The organism is Gelidibacter sp. (genome assembly GCF_039916245.1).
Taxonomy (GTDB): domain Bacteria; phylum Bacteroidota; class Bacteroidia; order Flavobacteriales; family Flavobacteriaceae; genus Gelidibacter.
The window spans coordinates 14,213-30,778 of sequence record NZ_JBDSLS010000279.1; the positions used below are offsets into that span (position 1 = coordinate 14,213).

Below are 16,566 nucleotides of genomic sequence, written 5' to 3' on the forward strand. Positions count from 1 at the left end.
ATTCATGAGTCTATTTCGTAAAATTTTCGGCTTAAAATATACGCCAGAAGATAAAATAAAAAGCGAAGAGAGAGGCAAGTATATGCCAGAGATTAAACTACCTATAGACGAAAAATTTACTATAAATTTTAAGGCCAATGGTGGAAAATTCCTGTATTGTGAGAATATGGGAGAAGTCCATAAATCTTTACATAACATTCTTCAGGAGAACGATTGGGAAGGCATGAACGTTTTCTTATTAGATACAAGACTTAAAGATTTATTCAAGGATTTTGATCTTCCGATCACCAGAAAACCTGAAGAAGGTCAATATTTCCTTTCTACTTGCGAATATTTAATAGCCGATGATGGTTCTTTATTGATCTCTTCCAATCAAATTGCGGAAAAAAAATTAGGCGATCTACCTGCTAACTTTATCATCTACGCAACAACTAGTCAGTTTGTTGAGAACATTGGTGAAGGCCTAAGAGGCATTAAAAATAAGAATAAGGATAAAATCCCAACTAATATTACCACCATCAAACATTTCAAGACTATAGAAGATAAAAACTTTCTTAGTTATGGAAGTAGCTCAAAAAACCTATATTTGCTGCTTCTAGAAGATTTATAATGGAACTTTTCACTTTATTTCATGGGAAACCACTATTTGAAAGGCGTCATCTGTTATTAAAAACCTACTAAAATTTACAGATGAAAGAACTTAGTACGAGAGCTATTTCTGGCGCTATTTATATATCATTGCTGATACTCTCCATTTATTGGCAATATCTATTGGTCGCTCTTTTTTTCGTATTTGGGATTATTTGCATGGCCGAATTTAAAAAGCTAATTCAGCTAGAAAGCAAAGCACCTTATATTGTCTTTACCCTGATGTATGCTAGTTTTAGTGTGTGGGCAATCGTCCCTGGATTGGATGCCGGTTTTAACGAAGCCATAAAAATACTTCAGGTCCTCACTATTTTTGTCCAGCTATTTTTAATCAAGGATTTATTTTCAGAAAAGACCATACCACTGTTTGAAACCAAGCGTTATATTCTTACCACATTTTATTTGGCCAGTGCTTTTGTTTTTTTAATCTTGATTGCCAATAACGATAAGATATTCACGCCAATGCTATTGCTTGGAGTATTTGTATTGATTTGGATAAATGACACCGGTGCCTATTTTGTAGGTAAGAATTTTGGGAAACAAAAACTATTTCCAAGTGTCTCGCCTAAAAAAACCGTCGAAGGCTTTATGGGCGGCTTATTTTTTGCCTGTTTAGCAAGTTATTTTATCGCTACATTTACAGATACTTTAGATTTCACAAATTGGCTCATATTAAGTATTATTGCAAGTGTATTTGGGACTTTGGGCGACTTGATTGAGTCCAAGTTCAAAAGGCAGGCCGGAGTCAAAGACAGTGGCGTGATTATGCCAGGACATGGCGGTTTGCTAGATCGGTTAGATAGTATTATTTTTGCAGCACCATTTTTTTATTTATTTTTAAGACTATTCCCCTATGTTTCATAAAGAAGGCCATAAAATTGTAATGATTACGATTGCTCTAGTTGTAATAGCGATCATGAGTATTGATTATTTTGTATCAATAGAATGGTTAAGAACCACCTTAATGCTCATTGTTGTAGCGTTTTTCATCATCATTCTTCAATTTTTTAGAAATCCAAAACGTATTGGAACCCTGCATGATCATCATGCCCTCTCCCCTGTTGACGGTAAAGTTGTTGTGATTGAAGAAGTTTTTGAAAAAGAATTTTTCAAGGATAAACGCATTCAGGTTTCCGTATTTATGTCACCAATAAACGTCCATGTGACGCGCTACCCAATTGGAGGAAAAGTAGTTTTCAGTAAATACCATCCTGGAAAATTTTTAGTTGCGTGGCATCCAAAAGCGAGTGAAGAAAACGAACGTACTACAGTTGTGGTTGAAAACGAATTCTTCGGAAAAGTACTCTATCGTCAAATCGCGGGCGCCTTGGCAAAACGTATTGTTAATTATGCTATAGCAAATGATGACGTCAAACAAGGAGCAGATTCTGGATTCATTAAATTTGGCTCGAGAGTAGATTTATTTTTACCTTTGGATTCAGATATTAAAGTAGTACTTAATCAAAAAGTAAAAGGTGGTGTAAGTGTTATTGCCGAAAGAAAATGATTTCAGAAGACAGTTTAGATATTGAATTTAAGGAAGCTGTAGATCGTATCAATAGCTATACAAAGCCTTTCCCTGCCGATTTGCTACTGCGCCTCTATGCGTATTATAAAAAAGCAACGAATAACTATAAAAGTCCTAAGGGTAATAAACCCATGATTACAGCATTTAAGACGAATGCGCTATTTCAAGTAAAGAATGTTACTCCTGACGAGGCCAAACGCATCTATATAGATTTGGTCAATAATTATTTTTTATACGGAAAGTAAGATTAAGCGTTGGTTTAAATAACTTCCATAAGGCAATTATTCCCTAAGTTATATTTGAATATATTTGATTTGAATAGTTACCCAGAGAAATGAGTAGTAGCATTTTAAATTAAATACCTATGACTTCTAAACTAATTTTTAAAAGAGATTATCTACTTTTACCAATCCTCAGCCTACTCTATTTTTTAGCTATAAAAAATGTCATTCCTGCGTTTATATATCTGCTGATTGCGCTTTTAACAAGCATCTATTTTTTCCCAATAAAATTATTCTTAAGATATGATTCCACACCGTCTAACAACAAAAGGAGGATTGTGGTATTGCTTTCATATTTTATTATTAGCAACATCATAGCTCTGTCAGCTTTGGTGGCTTTCCAGTCTGATTTGGGGTTCATTCGTACCGGAATATCTTTTTATGGTCTTATAAATTTTGCCTTCCTCATTTATTTTCACAGGACAGAAAAAGGCAGTTATAACTTTATATTGGCCTGTTGCACTGTTGTCTTGACTTCAGCAATAATTGGTGTTTAATTAGGATAAAAAAATAAGCGGTATCATCACAATTAATAATACTGCTTTAAATCTTTTAATCCCTTATCAAAGGTAACGTGCTGCAACGTAATAAACCTTCTTGTTTTGCTATTTCAGCATATGGCACTTCTTCCACTGTAAAACCATTATTGCGAAGCCAAGTATTCAATCGCGTAAAATTTCCTTCTGAAATAACAACGTCTTCTGCAATAGAGAAAATATTGCTATTCATATGATACATCTCTTCACGTGTGATGTGAAATAGGTTTTCCTTCCCAAACAAATTGACTAAGTACATATAATCACTTTCTTCGCGAAAGCCACTTTTATAAATGATACCTTTATTTTTTCCAACGGGTTGAAAGCAACAATCCAAATGCAGTGCATTATCCCTTGGCTCAATTCGCGATTTTACCAAATCAAATTCCTTGACAATTTTATGGGGAAATAATTCCTTTATATAGTTGACGCCCTCTATATTGGTGCGTGCTGTAATATAATCCTTATAATCACTGCCTTTATAAGTCCCAATAAAAATATGATCATTCCATAACATGACATCGCCACCTTCAATATGAACTTCCTCTGGTGGTCGGACAACTTTTTCAGGATCGATTTGCTCAATAACATACTGAATGGCCTCCAATTCCTTTTCCCTATCAGGCAGGATATTAGCTTTAATTAAAAGGTCATCAATAACAAAAGCAATGTCCCTTGCAAAAATTTGGTTATAATTTTCGATCAGTTCTGGACGATAGATCTTCACATCATATTTTTCAAAAACTTTGGCTACCGCTTCCATTTCCTCCGTCATATCAGCTTCCACAGGATAAGTTCCCGCTTTAATATGCTCTAATGACTTTGGATCATAGGCTTCTTCTGCTTTAGGTGTCGGTCCGTTGCTTACGGCAGTCCCCAAAACCACAGCTCTTAGTCGGGATGTTTCGTTCTTAATATTCAGTTTTAGCATGTTGTAAAGTATAAAAAAAGCTCCATCTTTAAAAATGAAGCTTTGTTGTATTAATCTATTCTATTTAACGTTTTTCAATAGCTTTAAAAGGCCTCAATGTTGCACCAACATATATTTGTCTTGGTCGTCCTATTGGCTCTTTGTTCAATCTCATTTCTTTCCATTGAGCAATCCAGCCTGGCAGACGTCCTAAAGCAAACATTACCGTAAACATATCTGTTGGGATCCCCATAGCTCTGTAGATAATTCCTGAGTAGAAATCCACGTTAGGATAAAGTTTACGATCCACAAAGTACGGATCTTTCAAAGCTTCTTTTTCCAAAGCTTTAGCAATATGAAGAATTTTATCTTCCACTCCCAAATCATTCAATACTTCATCGGCTGCCTTTTTGATGATTTTTGCTCTTGGGTCAAAGTTTTTGTAAACACGGTGTCCAAAGCCCATCAAGCGGAACGGATCCTCTTTATCTTTAGCTTTCGCCATGTATTTATCAGTATCACCACCATCAGAATTGATAGCTTCCAACATTTCCAAAACCGCTTGGTTAGCACCGCCGTGAAGCGGACCCCAAAGTGCAGAAATACCTGTAGAAAGTGATGCGAACAAACCTACATGAGATGAACCTGCTATTCTTACGGTTGACGTAGAACAGTTTTGCTCATGATCGGCGTGAAGGATTAAAAGTTTATCCAACGCATTTAATACGATAGGATTTACTTTATAATCTTCATTCGGTTGTTTGAACATCATTTTAAGGATGTTCTCAACATAGCCTAAGTTTTTATCGCCATAATCCAACGGCAATCCATTCTTTTTACGGAAAGTCCATGCCACAAGCACTGGGAATTTACCCAAAATTTTAACAATGGCTTTGTACATATCTTCTTCAGAATTGACATTTACTGAAGATGGATTAAAAGCAGTCAGTGCACTGGTAAGTGAAGCAATCACACCCATTGGATGCGCCGATTTTGGGAAAGCATCCACAATTTTACGGATATCTTCATCCACAACGGATTGTGACTTGATATCTGCATGGAATTTTTCCAATTCTACTTTGGTTGGTAATTCACCAAAAATGAGAAGGAAAGCTACTTCAAGAAAATCCGCTTTTTCGGCCAACTCTTCTATTGCATACCCTCTATATCTCAAAATTCCTTGTTCACCATCCAAAAATGTGATGGCACTTTCGCATGAACCGGTATTTTTAAACCCTGGGTCGAGTGTAATAACACTATCTGTGGTGGTTCTTAAATCACTGATATCGATGGCAACTTCATTTTCGGTGCCTACGACGAGAGGAAATTCATATTTTTTACCTTGTATTTCTATTGTAGCTTTATCGGACATATATATTTTTGTAAGTTATATTTAAAATTACAGATCATCGTTAGTGGATGATCGGAGTCACGAATTTACAAAATATATCATGATATAGAAAAGAACTTAACAAGCATTTTAACAATCTTAGAATATATAAAAACTATAGGAAAATCTATCTTTAAGAACGAATTTACATAAGTTTTTTATTTTTGTGTACCCCGCCAGAACTACAAATATATTAATGTGGTTTTTCCTACTTATGTTGGTTTTGGTACTTGTAAGAAGAGCCACAAAAGAGGAATTGGATTCGGCGGAAATTACACTCAATTAATATTACACCTATGAAAATCAGTATTAGCTCCATCTTATTCTTTCTAATAATTACGAACAGCTATTCACAAGTGATTAATGTAGAAACTTTAAGAAAAAAGACGGATTCTGCCAAATGGACAGGATCAGTAAGTTTAGATGCCAGTTTAATCAAGAACAAGAATAATATTTTCAAAATCGCGACCAAGTCGGATATTCAATATAATAACAAAAAAGAATTATGGCTATTTGTAAACGATTTAAAGTTTGAAAAAGCGGCAGGAGAATCCTTCGTGAACAAAGGAACACAGCACTTGCGGTACAATCATAGAATTACGGAAACGATTAAAATGGAAGCCTTTGCCCAAGCGCAATATGATGCCATTTCAGAAATTGATTTTAGAGGATTGATAGGCCTTGGTCCACGATTTAAACTAACCTCCAACGAAAATTATCGTTTTTATCTGGGCACATTGGTCATGTACGAATATGAAAAAGCCTCAGACATTGCCGAAAATAGAATTCATAAAGATTTCCGTGCAAGCACTTATCTGTCTTTTAGCCTCTATCCTACGGAAACTCTTGGTATTATCAACACCAGTTATTATCAGCCACGATTGGATGCCTTAAACGATTACAGACTCTCAAGTACGACGAGTGTCTTGTTTAAAATTCTAAAGAATCTTGCTTTTAAAACAACCTTCATTTATAATTTTGATGCGTACCCTGTTGTGACCATACCACAATCGCAATACGAGCTAACAAATGGGCTTTTGTTTACGTTTTAACACTCAAGGTGAATTTTGTTTGAAGTTCGTTTCCGTAAATATTGATGTTCAACATTTTCTACAAACACAATGCAACCATTTTTTTACGATTTAAAATTTAATCGTAAAAGTACAAGCAACCTTCATTACCATAAAAAAAGGGTTAGATTTCAAAAAAATCTAACCCAATTATTTACTCTTACCTTAAAAGGTAGCTGAATATTTATTTTACTTTAAAAGCTCTTACCCCAGGAAAGTAAGCCACATCTTCCAACTCCTCCTCAATACGTAGCAATTGGTTGTATTTGGCCATACGGTCACTACGTGATGCTGAACCGGTTTTAATCTGTCCGCAGTTTAAAGCCACAGCTAAATCAGCAATGGTGTTGTCTTCTGTTTCACCTGAACGGTGCGACATTACCGAAGTATAACCCGCATTATGTGCCATATTAACCGCTGCGATAGTTTCAGTCAACGTTCCGATTTGGTTGACTTTAATCAGAATAGAATTCGCAATGCCGTTTTCAATTCCTCTTGATAATCGTTCTACATTGGTTACGAATAAATCGTCACCTACCAGTTGTACTTTATCGCCTATCTTTTCAGTCAAATATTTCCATCCTTTCCAGTCGTTCTCATCCATTCCATCTTCAATAGAAAGGATTGGATATTTAGCGGCCAGTTCTGCCAAATAATCGGCTTGTTCTTTACTGGTTCTTATTTTTCCAGAGGCGCCTTCGTATTTTGTATAATCATATTTTCCGTCCACATAAAATTCTGCAGCAGCACAATCTAAAGCGATCATTACGTCATCACCTAAAGTATAACCTGCTTTTTCAACGGCTAATTTAATTGTGTCCAAAGCATCTTCAGTTCCCCCAGCTAGATTTGGTGCAAATCCACCTTCATCGCCCACAGCAGTACTCAAACCTCTGTCGTGCAATACATTTTTAAGATTATGGAAAATCTCAGTTCCCATTTGCATGGCATGTGTGAAATTTTTCGCTTTCACTGGCATGATCATAAATTCCTGAAATGCAATAGGGGCATCAGAATGTGAGCCACCATTGATGATATTCATCATTGGCACAGGAAGCGTATTGGCAGAAACGCCACCAACATATCTGTACAAGGGCATGCCCAACTCATTAGCAGCCGCTTTAGCAACCGCTAAAGACACTCCTAAAATGGCATTGGCACCCAGTTTTGATTTGTTTGCAGTACCATCCAAATCAATCATCATCTGGTCCACTTTATTTTGTTCGAATACTGAAGTTCCCAATAATTCTTGAGCAATTACTGAGTTTACGTTTTCAACGGCATTATGAACGCCTTTACCCATAAAAGCTTTTCCACCATCTCTAAGCTCTACAGCTTCATGTTCTCCCGTAGAAGCCCCAGAAGGCACCGCAGCGCGTCCAAGGACACCGTTTTCTGTAATGACATCTACTTCAACAGTTGGATTACCACGTGAATCAAAAATTTGTCTTGCATGAATGCTAAGGATGATACTCATTGTTATAATATTTAAAGTTAATATTCTATTCTTTCTTACTATTAATTAATTTCTATTGGGACTATGCAAAGTGACTTAAACCACCACTGCCGCAAGCCACGCTAATTTACGAAATACTTACCTGGAACTCCCGCTCCAGTTTCGGAATTACATTTAAAATCTGCGATAATGTTTGCGCTATAAGAAAACCTCAAAAAAGATGCTGTTTTTTTGAGGTTTCGTTACTATTTTTTTTGCATGTTTTCTATAAACTGATCAAACAGATAAGACGCATCATGTGGACCAGGACTGGATTCAGGATGGTATTGTACAGAAAACACATTTTTTGATTTCATACGTAACCCTGCAACGGTATTATCGTTTAAATGGTTATGTGTGATTTCAATGTCTGGATGTTGTTCTGTTTCTTCTCTATTGAGTGCGAAACCATGATTTTGAGATGTGATTTCACCTTTTCCTGTCATCAGATTTTTAACTGGATGATTGATCCCTCTATGACCATTATTCATTTTATAGGTTGAAATGCCATTAGCCAAACCAATGATTTGATGGCCAAGACAGATTCCAAAAAGTGGTCTATTGTGTTTGATAATTTCCTGAGTTAAAGCAATGACGCCGAGCAATGGTTGTGGATCTCCAGGGCCGTTGGAAAGAAAGAATCCGTCAGGTTCAAAAGCATTCATCTCCTCATAAGTGGCATCGTATGGAAACACTTTAATGTAGACATCCTTTTTGGCCAAATTGCGAAGAATATTCTTTTTAATGCCTAAGTCCAACGCAGCAACACGGTAGGTCGCCTTTTCATTACCTACAAAATAAGGCTCTTTGGTACTCACTTTTGAAGCAAGTTCCAAACCTTTCATTTGTGGTACTTCAGCAAGCTGCTTCTTTAACCCTTCTATATTGTCCACTTCCGTAGAAATGACCGCGTTCATGGCACCATTATCGCGAATATAGCTTACTAAAGCACGTGTATCAACATCGGAAATAGCAAGGAGATTGAATTTATTGAAGAATTCCTCCAAAGAACCATCAGCTGCAGGTCGTGAATAATTATAACTAAAATTCTTACAGACCAAACCTGCTATTTGAATGGAATCCGATTCCACTTCTTCAGTAACAATTCCGTAATTACCCAAATGTGCAGTGGTAGCGACCATTATTTGACCATAATAGGATGGATCTGTTATCACTTCTTGATACCCAGTGGCACCTGTGTTAAAACAGATTTCCCCAAAGGCTGAACCTTGTTTTCCTATTGATTTACCGTGAAAAATCGTGCCATCTGAAAGAAGAATGATGGCTTTGTGTCTTTTAGTATATTTCATTCTAATTATTATGAGATTCCCGCCTTCATTGCGTTAGGCGCAATGCAAGCGCAGGAACAAGTTTTGCAAAATTGCATAAAAAAAAGGATAAACTAAAACGTTTATCCTTTTTATATTATAAATGATTACCCATTTATTCTTCTTCCTCGTTGGTTGCTTTTTTGTCAACCACTGGAGCAGCAGTAGCGGCAGTACCAGTAGCGGCAGCAGCAGTTGCGTCAACAGTATCGTCAGCTTTTTTAGCACGACCTCTACGAGTTGTTTTCTTTTTAGGTTGCTTATCTGCATTGTAGATTTCGTTGTAATCTACCAATTCGATCATTGCCATATCAGCGTTATCCCCTAAACGATTCCCCAACTTGATGATACGTGTGTATCCTCCTGGACGGTCGCCAACTTTTGGAGCAACATCTCTAAACAATTCAGCTACCACTTCTTTTTGTCTCAAACGGCTATAAACAATACGTCTGTTGTGCGTAGTGTCTTCTTTTGACTTTGTAATCATTGGCTCAACAAATTGCTGTAAAGCTTTCGCTTTTGCAACTGTTGTGTTGATGCGCTTGTGCTCAATTAAAGAACAAGCCATGTTTGCCAACATTGATTTTCTGTGTGCCGTTTTACGACTTAAATGGTTGAATTTTTTTCCGTGTCTCATGACATTTTAAATTTGACATCATCTTGCTACCATATCCATCCGGAGAGCAAATTATGTGTCGTTAATAATTGTTTATTTTGAAAAAAAAAGAAGTTACTGATCGTAAATCAGAAATCCACAATCGTAAATCTTCTAGTCTTTATCTAACTTGTACTTGCTTAAATCCATTCCGAAGCTAAGACCTTTAACACTCACTAGTTCTTCTAGTTCAGTTAATGATTTCTTACCGAAGTTTCTGAATTTCATTAAATCATTTTTGTTGTATGCAACTAAATCTCCTAAAGAATCAACTTCAGCAGCTTTCAAACAGTTAAGCGCACGCACTGAAAGATCTAAATCAACCAATTTGGTTTTCAATAGTTGTCTCATGTGAAGTGACTCTTCATCATAAGTTTCTGTTTGCGCAATTTCGTCAGCTTCTAAAGTGATACGCTCATCAGAGAATAACATGAAGTGGTGGATTAAAATCTTAGCCGCTTCTGTTAACGCATCTTTAGGGTTAATTGAACCGTCAGTGATGATCTCAAAAACAAGTTTTTCGTAGTCTGTTTTTTGTTCAACACGGAAGTTTTCAATTGCGTACTTTACGTTTCTTATTGGTGTATAAATTGAATCTGTAAAGATCGTTCCAATTGGTGCAGAGGCTTTTTTATTTTCTTCTGCAGGAACATATCCTCTACCTTTTTCAATGGTCAACTCCATATTGATGCTCACCTTTGGATCTAGATTACAGATGACCAAATCTTTGTTCAGAACTTGAAATCCTGAGATAAATTTTTGGAAATCTCCAGCCGTAATTTGCTCTTGTCCTGAAATAGAAATCGTAACAGTTTCGTTATCAATTTCATCAATTTGACGCTTAAAGTTAATTTGCTTTAAGTTCAAAACTATTTCAGTAACATCTTCAACTACGCCAGCAATTGTAGAAAACTCGTGATCAACACCTTCTATTCTTACAGATGTAATTGCAAACCCTTCCAAAGAAGATAACAAAACTCTTCTTAAAGCATTACCTACTGTCAATCCATAGCCAGGCTCTAAAGGTCTGAATTCAAACTTCCCTTCAAAAGGAGTTGAATCAATCATAATCACTTTGTCGGGCTTTTGAAAATTTAATATTGCCATATTGCGTTTTGTATCAGTTATTATTTAGAGTATAATTCGACGATAAATTGTTCGTTGATATTTTCTGGAATTTGTACTCTAGCTGGAATTGAAACATACGTCCCTTGTTTGGTTTCGTTGTTCCATGTCATCCACTCGTAAACGTTGCTAGAGTTAGACAATGCTGTTGTAATAACATCAAGAGATTTTGATTTCTCTCTGATGGCAACAACGTCGCCAGCTTTTAATTGGTAAGAAGGAATGTTTACGATGTCCCCATTAACAGTAATGTGTCTGTGAGAAACTAATTGACGCGCTCCGTTACGTGAAGGCGCTAATCCCAATCTGAAAACCACGTTATCTAAACGAGATTCACATAATTGTAACAATACTTCACCAGTAATTCCTGATGCCGCAGTTGCTTTCTTAAACATGTTTCTGAATTGCTTTTCTAAAATACCATAAGTATATTTAGCTTTTTGCTTCTCCATTAATTGAATAGAGTATTCAGATTTCTTTCCACGACGCTTGTTCGCACCGTGTTGACCTGGAGGATAGTTTCTTTTTTCGAAAGCTTTGTCATCTCCGTAAATAGCTTCGCCGAATTTTCGGTCTATTTTAGTTTTAGGACCAGTATATCTTGCCATTTCTTAATTTGATTTTGAGAGTGTCTATGAATTAAGGTCTTAATCTATCCTTCGATAAACAGTGATCTCTCGTTTTTGATACTTGTTAATAATTTTTTTCAGTTTGCAAATTTACATATAAAAAATCAATATCAACCATTTAAAATGATTGATATTGATTATAAATACGTTATAAATTATACACGTCTACGTTTTGGAGGGCGACATCCGTTATGTGGTAATGGTGTAACGTCAATAATTTCTGTTACTTCAATACCTGCATTGTGGATAGAACGGATAGCAGATTCTCTACCGTTACCTGGTCCTTTAACATAAACTTTTACTTTCTTCAATCCAGCTTCTTTTGCTACACCTGCAGCATCTTCAGCGGCTACTTGAGCAGCATACGGAGTATTCTTTTTAGAACCTCTGAAGCCCATTTTACCAGCTGATGACCAAGAAATCACATCACCTTTTTTGTTTGTTAAAGAAACAATGATGTTGTTGAATGAAGCGGCGATGTGTGCCTCTCCAGTTGCTTCAACAATAACTTTACGTTTTTTAACTTTTGTACTTGACTTTGCCATAATTTTTAGTTTCTAGTTGTTAGCTTTTAGTTGTTAGAATCCTAGACTTTTACATTTCAGACAGATTCATCTAACGCCCTAATGACTAATGACTAATGTCTTGTTATTATTTAGTTACTTTTTTCTTGTTAGCAACAGTTTTTCTTCTACCTTTTCTAGTTCTAGAGTTATTCTTAGTACGTTGTCCTCTTAATGGAAGTCCAACTCTATGACGAATACCTCTGTAACATCCAATATCCATCAAACGTTTGATGTTTAATTGAATTTCTGAACGTAATTCACCCTCAATAGTAAAAGCACCAACAGCTTCACGAATACCACTTATTTCGTCATCTGTCCAATCCTGAACTTTTGTGTTTTCATCAACCTTAGCTTCCGCCAAAATTGCTTTAGCTCTGCTTGCACCTATCCCGTAGATGTAAGTTAAAGAGATTACTCCTCTTTTCTGTTTAGGTATATCTACCCCTGCAATTCTTGCCATAATTATCCTTGTCTTTGTTTGAATCTAGGATTCTTTTTGTTAATGACGTAAAGTCTACCTTTTCTGCGCACTAGTTTACAGTCTGCGCTTCGTTTTTTAACTGATGCTCTTACTTTCATCTGTTTCTATTATTAGTTTTATACTTTAAGATACCACCTTTCGATAGCACCATTATTAGTACCTATAAGTTATGCGAGCCTTAGATAAATCATAAGGGCTCATTTCTAATTTTACTTTGTCCCCTGGTAATAGTTTAATATAGTGCATACGCATTTTACCAGAGATATGCGCTGTTACAATATGTCCATTTTCTAATTCAACACGGAACATAGCATTGGATAATGCTTCTATAATTGATCCGTCTTGTTCTATTGCTGATTGTTTTGCCATCGTTACATTTTTAGTTTTTAGTAGGTAGTTGGTAGTATTTCCTTTTGATAATTTAGAGTCACTAACCTCTAACCACTATCCACTATCTTTCCAATTTAAGCTATTGCTTTTCTATTTTTACCGGTTTTCATTAAACCATCATAATGCTTGTTCAACAAGTATGAATTGATTTGTTGCATCGTATCTATTGCAACACCCACCATAATCAATAATGAAGTACCTCCGAAGAACAAAGCCCAACCTTGCTGTACACCCATCAATTTTACGACAATCGCTGGGAACACAGCAATAAGTGCTAAAAAGATAGAACCTGGCAACGTAATTTGAGACATAATCTTATCTAGATACTCAGAAGTTTCAGTTCCTGGTCTAATACCTGGTATGAAACCACCACTACGTTTTAAGTCATCAGCCATTTTATTGGTTGGAACGGTAATCGCGGTATAGAAATACGTAAATATGATAATCAACAATGCAAAAACAATATTGTACCAAAGCCCAAATATGTCAGAGAAATTAGATTGCAACCACTGTCCGACAGCGCCTTCACCTAATCCTTTACCAATTAAAGTAGGAACAAACATAATTGCTTGTGCAAAGATAATTGGCATAACACCTGAGGCATTCAACTTTAAAGGTAAAAATTGTCTTGATCCAAATACATTTTTCTCATATCCACCAGAGGCAGTACGACGTGCATATTGAACCGCAATTTTACGAACAGCCATGACCAACATGATAGCTAACAAAATGATTACAAACCAGATTACCAATTCAATCAATACCATCATTAATCCACCGTTTCCACCACCTTCTACTCGAGACGCAAAGTTCTGAACAAATGATGCTGGTAAACGTGCAATGATACCCACCATAATTAATAATGAGATACCGTTACCGATTCCTTTATCTGTAATCTTTTCACCCAACCACATTGCAAAGACACAACCTGTCACCAAGATTATTACCGAAGACACATAGAACATCGTTCCTGTACCCAATAAGAATGCTGAAGAAGGAATACCTAAAGCCGGTAAACTTGCCAAGTATCCTGGTGCTTGCACCAAACAAATAGCAATAGTCAACCAACGTGTGATTTGGGTAATTTTCTTTTGACCGCTAGCACCATCTTTCTGTAATTTTTGAAGGTATGGAATTGCGATCCCCATTAACTGAACCACAATCGACGCCGAAATGTATGGCATGATCCCCAAAGCAAATACCGAAGCATTTGCAAAAGCGCCACCAGTAAATGCATTAAGAAGTCCTAAAATACCTTGGTCTGTATTATCAGCCAAAGCACCTAGTTGACTTGCGTCAATACCTGGTAAAACTACCTGAGCACCAAAACGGTAAACTAAAAGAAGACCAAGCGTAAGCATGATTCTATCTTTTAGTTCTGTTATTTTCCAAACATTTTTTAAAGTCTCTATAAATTTCATCCTCTAAATGGTCTTATAAAGTTACAGCTTCACCTCCTGCAGCTTCAATAGCAGCTTTTGCTGAAGCGGTAAATTTATGAGCAGTTACTTTTAATTTTGATTTCAATTCTCCTCGACCCATGATTTTAACAAGATCATTCTTGCCAACAATTCCTAGTTCAAGTAGATTCATCAAATCAACTGTATCTGTGATGATTTTATCATCCACCAATGCTTGTAATTTATCCAAGTTGACACCTTGATATTCTACACGATTGATATTTGTAAATCCAAATTTAGGCACACGTCTTTGAAGTGGCATTTGCCCACCTTCAAATCCAACTTTCTTAGAATAACCTGAACGCGATTTCTGACCTTTGTGACCCTTTGTTGCAGTACCACCTTTACCAGAACCTTGTCCTCTACCTATTCTTTTGCCTTGATTTTTAACTGACCCTTCAGCCGGTTTTAAATTACTTAAATCCATTATTCTGCTGTATTATTTTGTTTCCTCTACAGAAACTAAATGTTGAACTTTATTAATCATTCCAAGGATACTTGGCGTGTCGTCATGCTCAACAACCTGGTTCATTTTATGCAAGCCTAAAGATTCTAATATTCTCTTTTGTCTTAATGTACGGTTGATTGCACTTTTTACTTTTTTTACTTTAATCTTTGCCATTATTCTATTGATTAACCGTTAAATACTTTATCAAGTGAAATCCCTCTATCTCTAGCAACAGTTCCAGCATCTCTTAAGTTTAACAAAGCATCAAAAGTTGCTTTTACAACGTTATGAGCGTTTGAAGATCCTTGAGATTTTGATAATACATCATGTACACCAACAGCCTCTAAAACCGTTCTAACAGCACCACCTGCGATAACTCCAGTACCTTCACAAGCTGGAATGATATTTACTCGAGCACCACCAAACTTACCTTTTTGTTCGTGTGGTAATGTCTTTTTAAGGATAGGAATTCTAACTAAGTTTTTCTTAGCGTCCTCAATTGCTTTAGCGATCGCTGTGGCCACATCTTTAGATTTCCCTAAACCATGTCCTACAACTCCTGCCTCGTCTCCAACTACAACAATAGCTGAAAAACCGAATGCTCTACCACCTTTAGTAACTTTAGTAACTCTATTCACACCGATAAGGTGATCTTTAAGGTCCAAACCACTTGGTTTTACTAGCTCTATGTTTTTATATTTTTGATACATAACGTCTTAAAATTTTAGTCCTGCTTCTCTAGCACCTTCTGCTAATGATTTTACTCTTCCGTGATATTGATATCCACCTCTATCAAAAGCTATAGTTTCAACACCAGCTTTCAATGCTTTTTCACCCAATGATTTCCCAACTAAAGTGGCAATATCAGATTTGGTTCCTTTAGCAGAACTAATGTCTTTATCTCTTGAAGATGCAGCACTAATAGTATTACCAGTTACATCGTCTATTATTTGAGCATAAATTTCTTTATTGCTTCTAAATACAGCCAAACGAGGTCTTGCTTCTGTTCCAGAAACAACCTTACGAATTCTGTTTTTAATTCTTAATCTTCTTTGATTTTTTGTCAATGCCATAACTAAACGATTATGCTGATTTACCTGCTTTTCTTCTTAATACTTCTCCTACAAACTTAATCCCTTTACCTTTGTAAGGCTCTGGTTTTCTATAACCACGGATTTTGGCTGCAACTTGTCCAACCAATTGTTTGTCATATGAAGTTAACTTTACGATTGGATTTTTTCCTTTCTCAGAAATGGTTTCCACTGTAACTTCTGGAGCAACCTCCAAAACGATATTGTGAGAAAACCCTAAAGCCAAATCTAATCTTTGTCCTTGGTTTGTCGCTCTATAACCTACACCAACCAATTCTAATTGTTTGGTCCAGCCTTGAGAAACGCCTTCTACCATATTTTTCACCAATGATCTGTAAAGACCATGGTTTGTTCTTGCTTCTTTACTATCAGAAGGGCGTGCCACTGACACTTGACCATCCTGAACAGTAATTTCAACGTTTGAAAACTCTTGACTTAGTTCTCCTAACTTACCTTTTACAGTAACTACGTTGTCTTTGACGTCTACTGTAACCCCTTCTGGGATTGCTACTGGATTATTTCCTATTCTTGACAT

General features: G+C 36.2%; 23 protein-coding genes. 6 read left to right on the forward strand and 17 right to left on the reverse strand.

Translation table 11 applies throughout. The annotated features are described in order from the left end of the window. Positions 1-4 precede the first annotated feature (4 nt). The 5 genes from ABIQ28_RS14105 (at position 5) to ABIQ28_RS14125 (ending at position 2,954) form a co-directional block, all read left to right on the forward strand. On the forward strand, positions 5-610 hold the full coding sequence (locus ABIQ28_RS14105; RefSeq protein WP_348038402.1) for an LUD domain-containing protein: 606 nt from the start codon (positions 5-7) through the stop codon (positions 608-610). An 80-nt stretch (positions 611-690) separates the two neighbouring features. Continuing rightward, the gene (locus ABIQ28_RS14110; protein WP_348038404.1) at positions 691-1,512 is read left to right on the forward strand and encodes a phosphatidate cytidylyltransferase; all 822 of its coding nucleotides are present in this window, start codon (positions 691-693) and stop codon (positions 1,510-1,512) included. Continuing rightward, entirely contained in the window at positions 1,502-2,155 is a 654-nt protein-coding gene (locus ABIQ28_RS14115; RefSeq protein ID WP_348038406.1) for a phosphatidylserine decarboxylase family protein, read from the forward strand. The genes ABIQ28_RS14110 and ABIQ28_RS14115 overlap by 11 nt, the downstream gene beginning before the upstream one ends. Next, on the forward strand, positions 2,155-2,421 hold the full coding sequence (locus ABIQ28_RS14120; protein ID WP_348038478.1) for an acyl-CoA-binding protein: 267 nt from the start codon (positions 2,155-2,157) through the stop codon (positions 2,419-2,421). The genes ABIQ28_RS14115 and ABIQ28_RS14120 overlap by 1 nt, the downstream gene beginning before the upstream one ends. Positions 2,422-2,540: 119 nt before the next feature. After that, the gene (locus ABIQ28_RS14125) at positions 2,541-2,954 is read left to right on the forward strand and encodes a hypothetical protein (RefSeq protein ID WP_348038408.1); all 414 of its coding nucleotides are present in this window, start codon (positions 2,541-2,543) and stop codon (positions 2,952-2,954) included. A 55-nt stretch (positions 2,955-3,009) separates the two neighbouring features. On the opposite strand, the gene ABIQ28_RS14130 is transcribed toward ABIQ28_RS14125, so the two are convergent. Then, positions 3,010-3,924 (reverse strand): arginine deiminase family protein, encoded by a 915-nt coding sequence (locus tag ABIQ28_RS14130; protein ID WP_348038410.1) that lies wholly within the window; start codon positions 3,922-3,924, stop codon positions 3,010-3,012. Between the two features lie 64 nt (positions 3,925-3,988). Next, the gene (locus ABIQ28_RS14135; RefSeq protein WP_348038412.1) at positions 3,989-5,275 is read right to left on the reverse strand and encodes a citrate synthase; all 1,287 of its coding nucleotides are present in this window, start codon (positions 5,273-5,275) and stop codon (positions 3,989-3,991) included. Between the two features lie 314 nt (positions 5,276-5,589). Between ABIQ28_RS14135 and ABIQ28_RS14140 the strand changes: the two genes are divergently transcribed. Then, positions 5,590-6,345 (forward strand): DUF481 domain-containing protein, encoded by a 756-nt coding sequence (locus tag ABIQ28_RS14140; RefSeq protein WP_348038414.1) that lies wholly within the window; start codon positions 5,590-5,592, stop codon positions 6,343-6,345. A gap of 202 nt (positions 6,346-6,547) precedes the next feature. Here ABIQ28_RS14140 and eno read toward each other — a convergent pair whose 3' ends face one another. The 15 genes from eno to rplF all read right to left on the reverse strand — a co-directional run bounded on the left by eno (position 6,548) and on the right by rplF (position 16,566). After that, complete coding sequence (gene eno, locus ABIQ28_RS14145) at positions 6,548-7,840, reverse strand: phosphopyruvate hydratase (protein WP_348038416.1); 1,293 nt, start codon at positions 7,838-7,840, stop codon at positions 6,548-6,550. Between the two features lie 224 nt (positions 7,841-8,064). Then, positions 8,065-9,168, reverse strand: coding sequence for a glutamine-hydrolyzing carbamoyl-phosphate synthase small subunit (carA, locus tag ABIQ28_RS14150; RefSeq protein ID WP_348038418.1), 1,104 nt, complete (start codon positions 9,166-9,168; stop codon positions 8,065-8,067). A gap of 133 nt (positions 9,169-9,301) precedes the next feature. Next, positions 9,302-9,823: a 50S ribosomal protein L17 gene (gene rplQ / locus ABIQ28_RS14155; protein ID WP_348038420.1), complete on the reverse strand. Its 522-nt coding sequence runs from the start codon at positions 9,821-9,823 to the stop codon at positions 9,302-9,304. 132 nt (positions 9,824-9,955) lie between these two features. Continuing rightward, the gene (locus ABIQ28_RS14160; RefSeq protein WP_348038422.1) at positions 9,956-10,948 is read right to left on the reverse strand and encodes a DNA-directed RNA polymerase subunit alpha; all 993 of its coding nucleotides are present in this window, start codon (positions 10,946-10,948) and stop codon (positions 9,956-9,958) included. A gap of 20 nt (positions 10,949-10,968) precedes the next feature. Continuing rightward, positions 10,969-11,574, reverse strand: a complete 606-nt coding sequence (gene rpsD / locus ABIQ28_RS14165; RefSeq protein WP_348038424.1) for a 30S ribosomal protein S4 — start codon at positions 11,572-11,574, stop codon at positions 10,969-10,971. A 176-nt stretch (positions 11,575-11,750) separates the two neighbouring features. Then, a complete protein-coding gene (gene rpsK / locus ABIQ28_RS14170; RefSeq protein WP_348038426.1) occupies positions 11,751-12,140 on the reverse strand; it encodes a 30S ribosomal protein S11 in 390 nt (129 codons plus the stop codon). Positions 12,141-12,246: 106 nt separating this feature from the next. Next, positions 12,247-12,621, reverse strand: coding sequence for a 30S ribosomal protein S13 (rpsM, locus tag ABIQ28_RS14175; protein ID WP_348038428.1), 375 nt, complete (start codon positions 12,619-12,621; stop codon positions 12,247-12,249). A 2-nt stretch (positions 12,622-12,623) separates the two neighbouring features. Beyond that, complete coding sequence (gene ykgO / locus ABIQ28_RS14180; RefSeq protein ID WP_008269159.1) at positions 12,624-12,740, reverse strand: type B 50S ribosomal protein L36; 117 nt, start codon at positions 12,738-12,740, stop codon at positions 12,624-12,626. A gap of 55 nt (positions 12,741-12,795) precedes the next feature. After that, positions 12,796-13,011: a translation initiation factor IF-1 gene (gene infA / locus ABIQ28_RS14185; RefSeq protein ID WP_169933369.1), complete on the reverse strand. Its 216-nt coding sequence runs from the start codon at positions 13,009-13,011 to the stop codon at positions 12,796-12,798. Between the two features lie 95 nt (positions 13,012-13,106). Then, positions 13,107-14,453 carry a preprotein translocase subunit SecY gene (gene secY / locus ABIQ28_RS14190; RefSeq protein WP_348038431.1) on the reverse strand — a complete coding sequence of 449 codons (1,347 nt, stop codon included), beginning with the start codon at positions 14,451-14,453 and terminating at the stop codon, positions 13,107-13,109. 13 nt (positions 14,454-14,466) lie between these two features. Continuing rightward, entirely contained in the window at positions 14,467-14,919 is a 453-nt protein-coding gene (rplO, locus tag ABIQ28_RS14195) for a 50S ribosomal protein L15 (protein ID WP_348038433.1), read from the reverse strand. A gap of 12 nt (positions 14,920-14,931) precedes the next feature. After that, positions 14,932-15,114 (reverse strand): 50S ribosomal protein L30, encoded by a 183-nt coding sequence (rpmD, locus tag ABIQ28_RS14200; RefSeq protein WP_325578262.1) that lies wholly within the window; start codon positions 15,112-15,114, stop codon positions 14,932-14,934. A gap of 11 nt (positions 15,115-15,125) precedes the next feature. Further along, the gene (gene rpsE / locus ABIQ28_RS14205; protein WP_348038435.1) at positions 15,126-15,650 is read right to left on the reverse strand and encodes a 30S ribosomal protein S5; all 525 of its coding nucleotides are present in this window, start codon (positions 15,648-15,650) and stop codon (positions 15,126-15,128) included. A 6-nt stretch (positions 15,651-15,656) separates the two neighbouring features. Further along, positions 15,657-16,013 (reverse strand): 50S ribosomal protein L18, encoded by a 357-nt coding sequence (rplR, locus tag ABIQ28_RS14210; RefSeq protein WP_348038437.1) that lies wholly within the window; start codon positions 16,011-16,013, stop codon positions 15,657-15,659. A gap of 10 nt (positions 16,014-16,023) precedes the next feature. Then, positions 16,024-16,566 (reverse strand): 50S ribosomal protein L6, encoded by a 543-nt coding sequence (rplF, locus tag ABIQ28_RS14215; protein ID WP_348038439.1) that lies wholly within the window; start codon positions 16,564-16,566, stop codon positions 16,024-16,026.

What these genes read in the sequence shown, in the direction of transcription:
- rplQ (WP_348038420.1), bottom strand. Translation starts at nt 9,823, where the DNA reads ATGAGACACGGAAAAAAATTCAACCATTTAAGTCGTAAAACGGCACAC.
- ABIQ28_RS14135 (WP_348038412.1), bottom strand. Translation starts at nt 5,275, where the DNA reads ATGTCCGATAAAGCTACAATAGAAATACAAGGTAAAAAATATGAATTT.
- ABIQ28_RS14115 (WP_348038406.1), top strand. Translation starts at nt 1,502, where the DNA reads ATGTTTCATAAAGAAGGCCATAAAATTGTAATGATTACGATTGCTCTA.
- rpmD (WP_325578262.1), bottom strand. Translation starts at nt 15,114, where the DNA reads ATGGCAAAGATTAAAGTAAAAAAAGTAAAAAGTGCAATCAACCGTACA.
- rpsE (WP_348038435.1), bottom strand. Translation starts at nt 15,650, where the DNA reads ATGTATCAAAAATATAAAAACATAGAGCTAGTAAAACCAAGTGGTTTG.
- ABIQ28_RS14140 (WP_348038414.1), top strand. Translation starts at nt 5,590, where the DNA reads ATGAAAATCAGTATTAGCTCCATCTTATTCTTTCTAATAATTACGAAC.
- rplO (WP_348038433.1), bottom strand. Translation starts at nt 14,919, where the DNA reads ATGGATTTAAGTAATTTAAAACCGGCTGAAGGGTCAGTTAAAAATCAA.
- ABIQ28_RS14105 (WP_348038402.1), top strand. Translation starts at nt 5, where the DNA reads ATGAGTCTATTTCGTAAAATTTTCGGCTTAAAATATACGCCAGAAGAT.
- rpsD (WP_348038424.1), bottom strand. Translation starts at nt 11,574, where the DNA reads ATGGCAAGATATACTGGTCCTAAAACTAAAATAGACCGAAAATTCGGC.
- rpsM (WP_348038428.1), bottom strand. Translation starts at nt 12,621, where the DNA reads ATGGCAAGAATTGCAGGGGTAGATATACCTAAACAGAAAAGAGGAGTA.
- rplF (WP_348038439.1), bottom strand. Translation starts at nt 16,566, where the DNA reads ATGTCAAGAATAGGAAATAATCCAGTAGCAATCCCAGAAGGGGTTACA.
- secY (WP_348038431.1), bottom strand. Translation starts at nt 14,453, where the DNA reads ATGAAATTTATAGAGACTTTAAAAAATGTTTGGAAAATAACAGAACTA.
- ABIQ28_RS14110 (WP_348038404.1), top strand. Translation starts at nt 691, where the DNA reads ATGAAAGAACTTAGTACGAGAGCTATTTCTGGCGCTATTTATATATCA.
- ABIQ28_RS14130 (WP_348038410.1), bottom strand. Translation starts at nt 3,924, where the DNA reads ATGCTAAAACTGAATATTAAGAACGAAACATCCCGACTAAGAGCTGTG.
- ABIQ28_RS14125 (WP_348038408.1), top strand. Translation starts at nt 2,541, where the DNA reads ATGACTTCTAAACTAATTTTTAAAAGAGATTATCTACTTTTACCAATC.
- rpsK (WP_348038426.1), bottom strand. Translation starts at nt 12,140, where the DNA reads ATGGCAAAGTCAAGTACAAAAGTTAAAAAACGTAAAGTTATTGTTGAA.
- ykgO (WP_008269159.1), bottom strand. Translation starts at nt 12,740, where the DNA reads ATGAAAGTAAGAGCATCAGTTAAAAAACGAAGCGCAGACTGTAAACTA.
- rplR (WP_348038437.1), bottom strand. Translation starts at nt 16,013, where the DNA reads ATGGCATTGACAAAAAATCAAAGAAGATTAAGAATTAAAAACAGAATT.
- infA (WP_169933369.1), bottom strand. Translation starts at nt 13,011, where the DNA reads ATGGCAAAACAATCAGCAATAGAACAAGACGGATCAATTATAGAAGCA.
- carA (WP_348038418.1), bottom strand. Translation starts at nt 9,168, where the DNA reads ATGAAATATACTAAAAGACACAAAGCCATCATTCTTCTTTCAGATGGC.
- ABIQ28_RS14160 (WP_348038422.1), bottom strand. Translation starts at nt 10,948, where the DNA reads ATGGCAATATTAAATTTTCAAAAGCCCGACAAAGTGATTATGATTGAT.
- eno (WP_348038416.1), bottom strand. Translation starts at nt 7,840, where the DNA reads ATGAGTATCATCCTTAGCATTCATGCAAGACAAATTTTTGATTCACGT.